Here is a 14,648-nt window from a genome sequence, read left to right as displayed (position 1 = left end):
TTCCTCCTTTTCTATCGTGAAGCTGTCAGCTTCGGATGTTCCTTCCTTAGGAATTCGAGCAAATATGCCGCATTCCTTTCGAGACATTCTCCCTGAAGCATTTCTGCGTGACTGCCGCAGCCTTTTTTCACACGGTATTCACCTGTCGTGGCTTCCTCCCACGAAGCGAGCCACGGCGGCATCGCAAAGTCCGGTTCTGACGTTAATAGATCTATATCCGCATTGACCGTGCCGGTGCTGACGGTATGCACGAAATAAGAATAAAACGCGTTTGTTTTTTTGGCGAGACCTTCTTTGACGGCTTCGTCATTCAGCGCTTCGTTATCCCGGTTTACCTTCATCAGCGCCTGGACATCGCTTTCTACGGTGCGGCCTTCCAAGTCGCTGACGCCTTGTTTTTTATAGGAATCAACCATGATCAGCCGCTCCACTTTACGTCCTTCGGCTTCAAGCCGTTTGGCCGTTTCAAAGGCGAGCGTGCAGCCTGCCGAGTATCCGAACAGCTTGACCGGTCCTTCCGGCTGGAGCTGATTGATCAGCTCTGTGTAGCGTTCGATGCGGTTGTCTTCCTCGATAAAATCAAACGCACAGATTCTATAGCCGGACAGCTGTTTTGCCAGCGGCTGGTACATCAGCCCGTAACCGAGAACCGGCGGGAACGCAAACAGTGTGTCAGACTGATTTTTATTCATGATGGTGAGATCTTTCATTCCTTTTTCTTCACCGTGAAGCAGATAACCGGCAATGTCTGCGATTGTCGTCGCTTCGAATAACAGCTGCACCGGGATGTCCGTACCGAGCTCTTTTTTAATGCGCGACGCTGCCGTCATCGCTTTTAAGGAATGGCCTCCGAGCGCGAAGAAATCATCATGAATCCCGATCTGCTGTCTGCCGAGAATCTCGGACCAGATGTGTGCAATCGTTTCTTCCGTCGCGTTTCGAGGCCCGATCCATTCTTTCGCCGCCTGAGCCTGATCCGGTTTCGGCAGCTGCCGTTTATTGACCTTCCCGTTTGTCGTTAAAGGAAGCTCTTCTAAGAAAGTAAAGGTTTGCGGCACCATGTAAGCAGGAAGCTGTTTTTTCAAGTGCCTCTTTACGTCTTCAGCTGAAAGCGGCGTCCGGTTCACGAGATAGGCGTTGATTGATGCATCTCCGGACTCATGGCGGTCTGCAACAACGACCGCATCTTTCACACCCGGGTATTCCTGCAGCTGCTTTTCGATTTCTTCAAGTTCAATCCGGTGTCCGCGTATTTTGACCTGGTCGTCAATACGCCCGGCGTATTCAATCGTTCCATCCGGCAGCCATCGTGCTAAATCCCCTGTTCGGTAAAGCGTTTCTCCCGGCTTGAACGGATTTGGGATAAACGTTTGCTTCGTCAGGTCGTGACGGTTCAGATACCCTTTTGATACTCCCATTCCGCTGATGCACAGTTCACCGACAGCTCCGAACGGCTGAAGCTGGTTTTGCCTGTTAAGAATATAAATACTTGCATTGCTGATCGGCTTTCCGATCGGCAATGAGGAAATGGAATCCGGTATATCATGCACGATGTGAGCTGTCGCAAACACCGTTCCCTCAGTCGGCCCGTAGCAATTAATCAGCTTGCCAGGCCCCATGATCTCAAGCGCCTTTCTGACGTGAGGCACAGACGCGCGCTCACCCCCGAATAACACACAGCGGAGCCCCTTCAGCCACTCCTCTCCCGCATCGGTGAGAAGATTAAAAAGTGCGGTTGTCGCAAACATGACATTGACATTCTCCTGCCGGATCAGATCAGTGAGCCGTTCTGTATCAAGCAGTGTATGTTCATCTGCGATAATGAGCCGTGCCGCATTCAGTATTGATGCGTAGAAATCAAAAGTAAATGCGTCAAAGGCGTAATTCGAAACAGATAAGAACGTATCTTGTTCAGAAAATGCCATGTAATCTACATGCTTGACCAATCCTTGTATATTGGCATGAGTGGTGATATTGCCCTTCGGCTTTCCGGTTGTGCCGGACGTATACATAATATACGCCGGATCATCGGGATCAATTGCGGCTGCAGGATCGCTTGCCTGTTCCTCAAACCGTGCTTGATCATCGATGATGAGTGTTGTTCCTGTATACGGCAGCTGAGCCGCTTTTTCTTTCATTTCCTGATGTGTCAGCAGACAGGCTGCCGCACTGTCAGTCAGCATGTACGAGATTCGGTCCTCCGGCAGCTTCGGATCAACCGGCAGATAAGCCGCTCCTGCTTTTAATACGCCGAGAATGCCGATCACCAGTTCAAGCGAGCGCTTCGTGTACAACGCGACAACGGTGTCTTTACCCGCACCTTGCTTTTGCAAACGGCGCGCAAGACGGTTCGCTTCCTCATCTAATTCGCGATAGGAAAGAGTCTGGCCGGAATACGTAAGCGCCGGTGCATCAGGATTTACATTCACCGCTTCCTTGAACCAATCCGTCAGAGGCTTCGCCTGATGAGTCTGAGCCGGCGGGTTTAAGCCGGTAAGCAGAAGCTCTCTTTCCTTTTCATCAACAAGTCTGATCGTATTGACAGGCTGATCCGGCTTCTGGATGAGCTGCTGAATCGCTGTAAGAAGCTGAGATTTTAAGCGCAGGATAAACGCCTCATCAAACACATTCCCGTTATAGGCAAGCTTAATCAGCATCTCATCACCTGGAGAAGCCATCAGGTTGAGATCATAATTCGATTTCTCAAAAACATGGACGTCCTCCATATCAAAGCCATTTTCACTGTTTTCTTCATTTTTTGCATCCTGAAGCGGATAATTTTCAAACACAATGATGTGGTCAATCAGCTTTGGCTGATCGGCCTGGCTTTGGATGTCATAGAGCGGCACATATTGATGAGGCTCAGACTGCAGCGATTGCTCCTGCAGCTGCTTGAGCAAGCCGTTAAATGTGGTATCCTCAGACAGCTTCACCCGCCTCGGGACAGCATTGATAAACAGCCCGACCATATGTTCAACGCCTTTGATTTCTGCGGGACGCCCGGAAACGACTGTGCCGAAGATCAAATCGCCGGACTGCTGGTAGCGGCTGATTAATACACTCCAAACCGCCTGCAGCGCCGTACTCAAAGTGGTATGCTGCGATTTTGCAAGCTCGGTAAATGCTTTTGTTTCCGCCTCCGGCAGTGAGAAGAGCAGCACTTTCGGCTCATAGCCGTCCTTTTGTTTCTTTCTTTGCTCCGCAAATGTCGTTTGTCCTTCAAAATCTTCTAAGTACCCGCGCCAGTAATGCAGTGATGCTTGTTTATCCTGCTTTTCAAGCCACTTGATATAGTCTTTATACGGTTTGACCGGCGGCAGGCTGTACGGCTTTTGTTCGCGCAGGGCATTGTATACCTTAAACAGATCCTGCACGACGATGCCGAAGCACCAGCCGTCCAAAATGATGTGGTGGTAGCTCCACACCCATTCAAAGCTTTCTTCCGATTTTTTGAATATGGCTGCCCGCATCGGAATATCCCGCGTCAAATCAAACCCCTTGATCTTATCCTGTTCTTTGTATTCATTAATTTTGGATGCTTGCTCGCTGCCCGTTAAGTGTGTCAGATCGATTTCTTCTATCTGAAACTGCCGTTTTTTCAATACGACTTGGACCGGCCTTTTTACTTTTTCGTGAATGAACACGGTACGAAATACATCGTACCGGTCCATGATCACATTCATGCTTTCTTCAAGGCATTTAATATTCAAGCTGCCTTTTACTTTCATTGTCATTTGTTCGATGTAAAAGCTTTGGCCGGGATTCAGGAGAGTATGAAACAGCATTCCCTCCTGCATCGGCGACAAATAATACATGTCCTGAACTTGATCTTTTTTGAACTGGCTCATCTGCTCCGCTCCCCCCTTCTGTTAACTGTTTTTGTCACGTTAAATTCTCCTCAAGCATGTCAAAGATGTCTCCCATTTCATCCATCTCAAGATCCTGCGCGCTGAAATCGCTCGGCGTAAATTCTTTCTCCTCTTTGGCCGTGCAATGGCGGATGATCATTAAAAGATTGTCTTTAAACCGCTGCATCTGTGTTTCGACGGTGCTTCTTTCATATTCTTCCTGATTGTATGAGCAGGAAATGACGAAGCGGCCGCCTGTAACCATCCCGCTGAAGCTCAGTGCGTATAACGCCTCTGACTCTTCGCTGACTTGACGTCCCATATCATATGGAGACGGCTCAAACCATTCCGTTTTCACTTCATTGTCAAACTGCCCCAAGTAGTTAAAACTGATTTCAGGCGTGACGCCTTTTTCTGTTTCATCGGATGACAGATACCGGAGAATCCCGTATCCTACACCTTTATCAGGAACGCGCCGCACTGTCTCTTTTACCGTTTTAATGACGGAAGAGACGCCGTCTTCCTTGCTGATCTGCAGAATCAACGGATATTGGGCCGTAAACCAGCCGACCGTCCGTGAAATATTGACATTCGGTATGATTTCTTCCCGGCCGTGTCCTTCTAAGTTGATGCCGACTTTTCCGTTTTCCGTCCATTCACCGATCGTTAAGCCGAGCGCGCTGAGCAGAATGTCGTTGATTTCCGTTCCGTACGGATGATGAACATCTGTCAGCAGCTGTGCCGTTTCTTCCTCAGTCAATTCACATTTCACGGCGGCCGTATGTTTGACGAGCCGTTTTGTCGGCTCATGGTCTTTCGGCAGCGGCCGGAGTTCTTCCGCATCTGCCTGCGCCCAATAAGCCGCCTGCTTTTTCAGCTCTTCTGATTGCGCAAACGTGTTCAGCGCCTCCGCCCAATCTTTAAAGGAGTGGGTTTTTTGCGGGAGGACGATGCTGTTTTGCTGCTGCGCCTGTTTATAACCTGAAGCGAAATCCTCAAGCAGAATTCTCCATGAAACCCCGTCCACGACGAGATGGTGAACCGCGATTAACAGATGATCGCCTTGTTCTGTCCGGTATTGCTCCGCTTTTAACAGCGGGCCGTTCTCCAGATCAAAACTTCCCTGAAGATGATCGGCAAGCCGCTGAATCTGGCTTTTCAGCATATCCTCGTCCGTTCCGTACAGATCAACGATTTCAAAGCTTGCCTTGCATTCTGTGACAGGGAGGTATGTCTGAATGATGCCTTCCCTTGCTTCACGGTAAACCATGCGGAGCGCATCATGGTGTTCAATCAATGCTTGCAGGGTTTTTTCCACCAGGTCCGGATCAAAGCCGTCTTTCGCGTGAAGCATGACGGATTGGTTCCAGTGGTGTTTGTCCGTGAAGTTTTTCTCAAAGAACCAGCGCTGGATCGGCGTTAAGTCCGCTTCGCCTTCGACAGGTCCCTGGTCGGCCTGCTTGCCTTCCGTCCGCTCCACGTAAGAGACGAGCTCTTCGATGGTCGGATGCTGGAAGAGATCTTTCATCTCCAGCTTGTAGCCGTGCTGGTTCAGGCGGCTCGCCATTTGGATGCCTTTGATCGAGTCGCCGCCGAGCGTGAAGAAATTATCGCTTACGCCGATCTGATCAAGACCGAGCACTTCCTGCCAAATGTCGGAAAGCAGCGTCTCCATTTCCGTTTCCGGCGCTTTATACGCGGCGCTTCCCGCTTCAATGTCCGGTTCCGGCAGGGCTTTTTTGTCAATCTTTCCGTTTGCGGTGACCGGAAGCTCGTCCATCTCCACCCAGAACGCCGGCACCATGTAGTCAGGCAGCGTGTCTTTCAGCGCGGCTTTGAGCGCTTCAATATCGTTCTGCTGAGGCGCGACATAGGCGCAAAGCGCGGTATTGCCCGCTTTGTCTTCCACAGCCGTCACCGCTGCGTCATGAACGTCCGCAAGCTGGGCGAGACGGACTTCGATTTCTGAAAGCTCGATCCGGTAGCCCCGCACTTTGACCTGCTGGTCGATACGGCCGATGTATTCGATGCCGCTCTGCGCGTTCCATTTGACGAGGTCGCCGGTCCGGTACATGCGCTCGCCGGGCACGAACGGATCTGCGGTAAACCGCTTCGCCGTTTCTTCTTCACGGTTCAGGTATCCGCGTGCCAGACCGCGGCCGGCCACGCACAATTCACCGGCAATGCCTTCCGGCTGCACCTGATCGCCGTCGCCGAGAATATAAGCTCTCGTATTGGCAATCGCCCGTCCGATCGAAAGCGATCCTTCCTCAGGATTGATGACGCCGCTTGTCGCGACGACGGTGTTTTCCGTCGGGCCGTAATTGTTGACGATCGTGTACGGCTGTTTCACCGCCCGCTTCAGCTTGTCGCCGCCGACGAGAAGCATGCGGAGAGAGGTATTTTCCAGCTCCATAAATTGTTCGGCCAGCTGCGTCGGCAGGAAGGTGATGGTCACGCCGTTCTCCTCGAAATAGTGATTTAAGCGGGTGATATCCAGCCGGATCGCCTCGTCAATGACGTGAAGCTCCGCGCCGATGGTCCATGTCGGGAACATCTCCCAGATGGAGGCGTCAAAACCGAAGCCCGCGTATTTGGCGCTTTTATCATCCGCCGTCATGGCGAATGCGTCGTGGTGCCAGAAGCACAGGTTCACCAGCGCATGGTGTTCGACCATGACACCCTTCGGCTGTCCGGTCGTTCCTGACGTGTAAATCATATAAGCGAGATGATCCGCCGTTGTTTCCGTCTGCGGGTTCGCTTCATCGTTTTCATCAAGCGGCAGGCTCAGAATGGAGCGTCCGCCGTCAAGCAGAATCGTTTCACCTTTGTAGCCATCCGGCACGTCGAGCGCTTCCTGTGTGAGAAGCAGCTTGGCGCCGCTGTCCTGCAGAATGTAGCTGATGCGCTCTTGTGGGTAGTCGGGGTCAATCGGCACAAATGCCGCGCCCGCTTTTAAGACGCCGAGTACGCCCGCGGCCATTTCCAAGGACGGTTTCGTTAAAATGCCGACACGTTCGTCAGCCGTGACGCCGCAGTCCATGAGAATGCGCGCGATCCGGTTCGCCCTTGCGTTCAGCTCACCGTACGTCCATTTCGCGCCGTTATATGCCGCGGCCGGCCGGTTCGCGTGGCGGGCGGCCGTTTCTTCAAAGAGACGGTGAACCGTTTTGTCCCGCGGCACAGAAATTGTTTTTCCTTTCCATGCGTCAAGGAGGGCTTGTTTTTCAGCATCGCTGATCAGTGAAATCTCAGGCAGCTTTCTGTCCGTGCTTTCCGCCGCTTGCTTCAGAATCCGCAGGAACCCGGCGCTCCACTTTTCAATGGTTTCTTTTTTAAACAGATCAGTCGCATATTCAAACTGAAGGCCGAGACCTTCTTGATCCGTAAAACCGCCGAGTGTCAGATCGAATTTCGCCGTGCCTTGGTTTGACTCATACGGAGTGATGCGCAGGTTCTCCAGTTCCAGTGTTTCTTTATCCGGATCTTCTGTCGTCACCATCACCTGGAACAACGGGTTGCGGCTCATATCTCTCGGCAGGTCAAGCTTTCCGATCAGATCCTCAAACGGATAATCCTGATGCGCCAGCGCGTCGAGATTGGTTTGTTTCACCCGTTCGAGCAGCCCGGCGAAGGTCTGCTCTTTTCGCGTTTCATTGCGAAGCGCAAGCGTATTGACAAACATCCCCGGCATTTCCTGAACTTCGGCGCTCGTTCTTCCGGCAGTCACCGAACCGATAATGATATCGCGCTGTCCCGTGATTTTGCTCAAAAAGACATGGAACGCGGCGTGAAGCACCATATGAAGAGTCGCTCCCGATGATTCCATTAATTCACGCACCGCTTTTTCCGTTTCACGCCCCGCTCTGAAACGGACGGATTGTCCTTTAAAACTTTGAACCGGCGGACGGGGAAAATCGGTCGGCAGATTCAATTCAGGAAGCTCGCCGGAAAATGCGGAGAGCCAATAACGCTCATGGTCTTTCATCCGTTCGGCCTGCCCGGGTTCATTCTGCCAGACGGCGAAGTCTTTATAGTGCAGGTTCGGCGACGGCAGACTTCCGCCTTTGTAAAGGTGAGCGAGCTCTTTGACCAGCATGCTTCTGGACACGCCGTCGGCAATAATATGATGCATATCCAGCAGCAGCAGGTGTTTCTTTTCATTCAGTCTGACAAGAGCGGCCCGAATGAGCGGAGCCGCGCTCAGATCAAACGGCTTAATGAATGCCTGAATGATAAGATCCGCTTTCTCCTCGTCCGCTGCTTCAAAAATGTGCAGGTCAATGTCAGCCTGTTCTGCGATCTTCTGCATCGGCTGGCCTTTTTGATCGATAAAGGACGTCCGCAAAGATTCGTGGCGATTGATCATCTGATTGAGCGCTTCCTGAAGCCTTGAAATATTGACTTCTCCTTCCATCAGAAGAACGGACGGCATATTATAGCTGATTGTCTCCCGGTCAAGCTGGTTCAGGACGTACATCCGTTTTTGGGCGGATGATAACGGGTACGCGTCTGCACTGTCTGCCGGTGTGATCATCCGATATCCCTCAGATACCGCCGATTTTTCGATATATGCGGCAAGCAGGCGGACAGTCGGCTGTTCGAACAGCGCTTTTAACGGAACCGTTTTGTCCAGTTCAGCCTGAATATTGGCGAGGAGCATCATGCCTTTTAAAGAGTGCCCGCCGTAATCGAAGAAATTATCGTCGATGCCGAGCGTATCCGTACCGAGTGTCTGTTTCCAAATGCGGCACAGCTTTTCCTCCAATTCCGTTTCCGGCAAGGCTGAAGCTGTTTGCGCCGTTTGGCTGACGCCCGGTTTCGGGAGGGCGTTTTTATCGGTTTTTCCGTTGGCTGTGAGCGGAATGCGGTCTACCTGCACGAAGTAAGCCGGAAGCATATGAGACGGCAGTGTTTCGGAAAGCCGTTTGCGAAGCTCAGAGCCTTTCAGCCCGCTGTCGGCTTTATAGTACGCGCACAGTTCCGGCAGCCCGCCTTCGCTGACTGCGAGAACGACCGCCTCCTGAATGCCGTTTACGCTTAACAGCACAGTTTCAACCTCTTTTAATTCAATGCGGTAGCCCCGGATTTTCACTTGATCATCCGCACGGCCGATAAATTCAATCGTCCCGTCAGAAAGCCTGCGGACGACATCTCCCGTTTTGTACATCAGGCTGTCCGGTGAAAAAGGATTTGAGAGAAATTTCTCCGCCGTCAGCTGCGGACGGTGAAGATATCCTCTGGCAAGCCCCTTCCCGGTAATATAAAGCTCGCCGCTTGCGCCCGGAGGAACGAGCTGCATTGCTCCGTCCAATACAAGCGCGCCGGTATTTGCGATCGGGCGGCCAATGACGGGATGCTGCTCATATTGATCAAGACGCTCCATATTGATCCGTTCCGCAATGGCGCCGATCGTCGTTTCCGTCGGCCCGTAGTGATTGATGAAGTCGGTATGGGCGTATACGTCATGAAACTTGCGGACATCGGACGTGATGATCTTTTCTCCGCCGAGCACCACTAAACGAAGCGGGCTGAAACGGCGTTCTGACGTAAAACGGGCTGTGTTGACGATCATATGGAACAATGACGGCGTCAGTTTCATATACGTAATGCCGTTTTTCTGTATATACTCACCAAGCTGATCAGGTGCGGTGTACGTCTCTTTCGGCACAATGTGCAGCTCGCCGCCCGCCTGAAGAATCGGGAATATGGCCGTATAGCCGAGATCAAATGCGTAAGAAGACAGCAGCACGGATTTGTCAGCTTCGGTCAAACCGGCTTCACGGCTGAACCATGTAACATAATTGATTAGATTGCGGTGCTCCAGCTGGACGCCTTTCGGTTTGCCCGTTGTTCCCGAGGTATAAATGATATAGGCAAGCTGGTCGGCGCCGGGCTCCGTTTCAAGCCGGTCGGCGCTTTCGTTCTGCCATTCTCCGTCTTCCATTACGACCGTTTTTCCTTTATAAACGGCGGCCGCGGTCATGTTTCTCTCATTGACGACCAGAAGCTTCGTTCCGCTGTCTTCGAGAGAGTAGCGGATTCTCTCTTCAGGAGTCTCCGGATCAATCGGGAGAAATGCCGCTCCGGCTTTCATGACGCCGAGAATCGCGGTAATCAAGTCGGCCGAACGATCCATCATAATGGCCACGATGTCCTCACTGCCCGTTCCGCAAGCCTGAAGGTGGCGGGCAAACCGGTTCGAGCGTTCATCAAGCTCACGATATGTCAGACTTGTTCCGCCCGCAACCGCCGTGAGATCAGGCGTTTTTTGCGCTTGCCGTTCAAACAGCGAAACAAAAGTGCCCTCAGGCAGATCCGCTTCCGTCCGTTTTTCATCAGAAAGGAGCGCTTCCCGCTCAGGAGCGGACAGCAGGCTTGCGTCGGCCAGCTGAATATCCGGATTTTCGGCGCAGGCTTTAATCAGATTGACAAAATGAGCGCTCCAGCGGCGGATGGTTTCGTCCGCAAATAAGGCTTTCGCGTAATCAAAGCTCAATCCGACCTCTTCTCCGCGCTCAGCCGCTTCTAAGGAAAGATCAAATTTAGCGACATGATGATGCATGGAGTAAGAAGAAATCTCCAAATCTCCGAGCCGCAGGGCCGGGATCTCCATGTTCTGCATATTAAATAACACGCTGAACAGCGGACTCCGGCTTGTGTCCCTCGTTAACGGCAGTTTTTCAATTAATTCTTCAAGCGGATAGCTTTGATGCTCAAAAGCTTGAAGGCTCGCCGTTTTCACTTCATCCAGAAATTGCTTGAACGTTTTTTTGCCGGCAGGATGCGACCGAAGCGCCACGGTGTTGACAAACATGCCCGGCACGTCTTGGAGATCAGGATGCTGTCTTCCGGCCGCCGGAGACCCGACTATGATGTCTTCCTGCCCCGAATATTTGGACAGCAGCACTTGAAAAGCGGCTAACAAGAACATGTACATCGTCGTATCCGTATCAGCCAGCAGCTTCTTAATCTGCGCCGTCACCTGTTTATCAAGCCCGAAGATGACGCGTTCCCCTTCAAAACTGCGCTCGGCAGGACGCGGGAAATCAAGCGGCAGATCCAGCACCGGCAGATCGCCTTTGAACGTATCAAGCCAGTAGGCTTCGTGCTGATCGAGATTTGCTTTTTCACGCTGCCAGACTGAAAAATCCTTATAATGAATCTTTGGCAGCTCAAGCTCCGTGCCTTGATAAAGCTTCGCAAGATCACCGATGAAAATGCCCATTGAGCTTCCGTCCGTAATAATGTGGTGCATGTCAATCAGCAGAAGATGCCGATCTTCTTCAAGCCGGATCAGCTTCGAACGGACCAGCGGCGCATGATTGAGCGCAAACGGCCTGATAAAGGCTTTTGTCAGCTCTTCTGCATCTTCTTCCCGGCCCTCGGCGGTTTCAAGCTCAAACGACACATTTTTATGAATGGTCTGCACGACTTCTCCATCTGCCATGTCAAACGACGTACGCAGTGTCTCATGACGGTTGATTAATGCCTGCATGGCCTCTTCAAGACGGTTTTTGTCTACTGATCCTTCCAGCAGAAGTACAGCAGGGACGTTGTAGCTCGTGCTGGCCTGTCCGAGCTGATTAAGGATATACATCCTGCGCTGTGCTGAGGAAACAGGATAATGCTTCTGATAAGGCGCTTGTCGGATCGGTTCAAACTGCTGTTCCTCCTCGCTCTCATGCTCCAAATAATGCGCAAGCTCCTGAATGGTCGGCTTTTCAAATAACACTTTAATCGGCACTTCTTTTTGAAAGTGCTCCTGGATTTTAGCGGTCATCATCATAGCTTTTAAAGAATGTCCGCCAATCGTGAAGAAATTGTCAGTCACACCCGCTTTTACACCGAGAATGCCTTCCCAAATGTCCGCGAGTTTCTGCTCCGCTTCCGTTTTCGGCGCTTCGTATTCTTTTTGAACGGCTTCAGCCTGAGGCTCAGGCAGCGCTTTTTTATCAATCTTTCCGTTCGCCGTCAGCGGAAACTGATTCATCTGGATGAAGTGCGCGGGAATCATGTATTCCGGAAGTGATTCCGAAAGCGTTTTGCGCAGGTCTTCCGGTGAAAGGTCCCGGTCTGCGGTAAAGTAAGCGCAGATTTCATTTTCATCCGCTTTATTTTTCCGGATCACAGCCGCAGATTCCGTCACATTCTCCGCCTGGCTGATTTTCGCCTCGATTTCGCCGAGCTCGATTCTGAAACCGCGGACCTTTACTTGATTGTCAATTCTGCCGAGAAACTCGATCGTGCCGTCCGGAAGCCACTTCGCCAAGTCCCCCGTCCGGTATATCATTTCATCCGGTCTGAACGGATCGCGGACAAACTGCTTCTCCGTTAATTCAGGCAGATTCACATAGCCTCTTGCCACTCCGCTTCCGCCGACGCACAGCTCACCGGGCGCGCCGATCGGCTGGAGGTTGCGGTTTTCGTCCATAATGTACGCAGTGGAATTTCCGATCGGCTTCCCGATCGGGATCGAGCCGTCGTAGTCCTGATCAATGAGAAAACTCGTCGAAAACGTCGTATTCTCCGTCGGCCCGTAGCCGTTCCAAAGCGACAGCTCCGGTGATGCCTTCCTCACTTTGCTGACGATATGCGGCACAAGCGCATCACCGCCGATGATAAGGTGCCGGAGCGTGTTAAACATGCCCGCATCCTTTTGGGCAAGCTGATTAAACAGCGGAGACGTCAGCCACATGGTCGTGATCCGCTGCTCTTTCAGAAATTGGGCGAATCGTCCGGCGTCAAGCAGCGTCTCTTTTTTCACCGGGTGCAATGCCGCTCCGTTCAGCAATGCGCCGAAGACTTCGAAGGTTCCGGCATCAAAGCTGACGGCTCCCGTTTGCGCCATCCGGTCTTCTTCATGAACCGGCACGTAATTCGAATGTTTGACGAGCCTGATGATATTTCTGTGTTCAATCATGACGCCTTTCGGTTTTCCGGTCGACCCGGATGTATACATGATATACGCCAAGTCGTTGCCGCCGGCCGGAAGATTCAAGTCTGTTCCGCTTACCGTTTCATCCTCGCTTTCATCCAGCATGACAATCGGGACTTGCAATGTGCCCGCTTGTTCTTGATAGTCCTGAACTGTCAGCACAAGCCGAATCGAGCTGTCTTCCGCCATAAAGCGGAGACGATCCTCAGGAAAAGCCGGATCAATCGGCACATAGGCGCCGCCTGCTTTTAGGACGGCAAGCATGCCGATAACGGTTTCCGCAGACCGGTCGTTCATAATAGCGGCGGTCCGGCCTTTTTCCAGCCCGCTCTTCACAAGGTGTCTCGCCAGGCGGTTGGCCGCTTCGTTCACTTCACGGTAGGTCCATTCGCGTCCCTCTTCTTTTATCGCGATGCTTGCAGGCGTCCGGTTTGCCTGTGCTTCAAACAAGCGGTGAACGGCCTCCTCTTCCGGAAGCGCCGTTTTCGTATCATTGAATATCTCAACAATCTGCCGCTCTTCTTCGCCTGAAACAAGGCCGAGTTCCCGCACGGGCGCGTCAGGCGTTCCGACCGCCGCTTTCATCATGCGGGTCAGATGGTGCGCCGTTCGTTCGATGGCATCATGAGCGAAAGCCGCTCCGTTGTATTTGATTTTGACAGTCCACGTTTTCCCCGGATACACGATGAGATTGAAATCAAAGCTCGTCTGCTCAAAAGCATGTTCAACTTTAATGGAAAAGCCGAGTCTTTCCTCCATGCCCCCGTTTTCCAGCTCTTTGTCCAGCGGATAGTTTTCAAACGCGACCAAATGATTCAAGAGGCTGCCGTCCAGAGCGGAGCGCTTTTGAATGTCATAGAGCGGCACATAATCATAGCGCTCGGCTTCCACGGCGTTTTTCTGAACTGCCGCCATCACGTCAGAAAAGGCTGCATCTTTGTCAATCTTGATTCTGACGGGAATCGTATTGATGAACAGCCCCGCCATCGTTTCAATGCCGTTGATTTCTGAAGGACGGCCTGATACGACGGTGCCGAACACCACATCGTCTGTATAGTTGTATTTGCTGAGCACCGCACCCCAAACGGCCTGAAACAGGTTAGGCCCCGTGACTTGATGCCGGTTGGCGGTCTGCTGAATCTGCGCGACCAGCTCTTCATCCCAGACAAAAGAATATTCTTCATTTTGGTAGTAGTCTTTCTTTTCTGATGCCAGACGGCCCGGGAGCAGGCTCGGCTGTTCGAAATCCGCCAGGCGGCTGCTCCAATATTGTTCCGCCTCCTCATAATCCCGGCCTCCGAGCCATTTGATATAGTCAGAGTAAGGTTTGCCCTGGTTTCCCCCGGCGGGCCGGCCGGCACGAAGCGCTTCATAGTTTTGAAACAGGCTTTTCATCAAAACGCCCATACTCCAGCCGTCCATGACAATATGATGATTGCTCCAGACGAGATACAGCTCCTTCTCACTGAGCCTGAACACCGCCGCTTTAAAGAGAATATCCTTCGCCAGATGAAAGCCCTGCTGCTGCACATCGCGTTTATAGCGTTCAATATATTCGGTTTGGCGCGCTTCATCTAATTGACTGATATCTTCATAGTGCACCTTCGTCTTCCGCTCTGCTAATACGACTTGGCGCGGTTTTTGAAGCTGCTGGTGCACGAATACCGTACGCAGGATGTCATATGTCCGGATCAGCTCATTGACGCTTTTTTCAAAAAGCTCAAGCTGAAAGCTTCCGTGAATCCTAAGCTCTAATTGTGTGAAGTAGGAGGAAGAATGCGGATCAAGCAGCGCATGATACAGCATTCCCTCCTGCATCGGTGTGAGTGCATACACCTTTTGAATCGATTTTTTGCTCATAT

Annotated in this window: 2 protein-coding genes; both read right to left on the bottom strand. The window is 51.9% G+C overall.

What is annotated here, in order from left to right:
- Positions 1-11 precede the first annotated feature (11 nt).
- The gene (srfAC, locus tag ACWJJX_RS15480; protein ID WP_454023104.1) at positions 12-3,848 is read right to left on the bottom strand and encodes a surfactin non-ribosomal peptide synthetase SrfAC; all 3,837 of its coding nucleotides are present in this window, start codon (positions 3,846-3,848) and stop codon (positions 12-14) included.
- Between the two features lie 34 nt (positions 3,849-3,882).
- A complete protein-coding gene (gene srfAB / locus ACWJJX_RS15475) occupies positions 3,883-14,646 on the bottom strand; it encodes a surfactin non-ribosomal peptide synthetase SrfAB (protein ID WP_454023103.1) in 10,764 nt (3,587 codons plus the stop codon).
- Positions 14,647-14,648: the final 2 nt, after the last annotated feature.

The sequence above is a fragment of the Bacillus sp. YH3-2-B2 genome (genome assembly GCF_053663335.1).
This window is presented reverse-complemented; position numbering and strand designations above follow the sequence as displayed.

Excerpts from the sequence above, each read along its gene's own strand:
- srfAC (WP_454023104.1), bottom strand. The coding sequence starts at position 3,848 with ATGAGCCAGTTCAAAAAAGATCAAGTTCAGGACATGTATTATTTGTCG.
- srfAB (WP_454023103.1), bottom strand. The coding sequence starts at position 14,646 with ATGAGCAAAAAATCGATTCAAAAGGTGTATGCACTCACACCGATGCAG.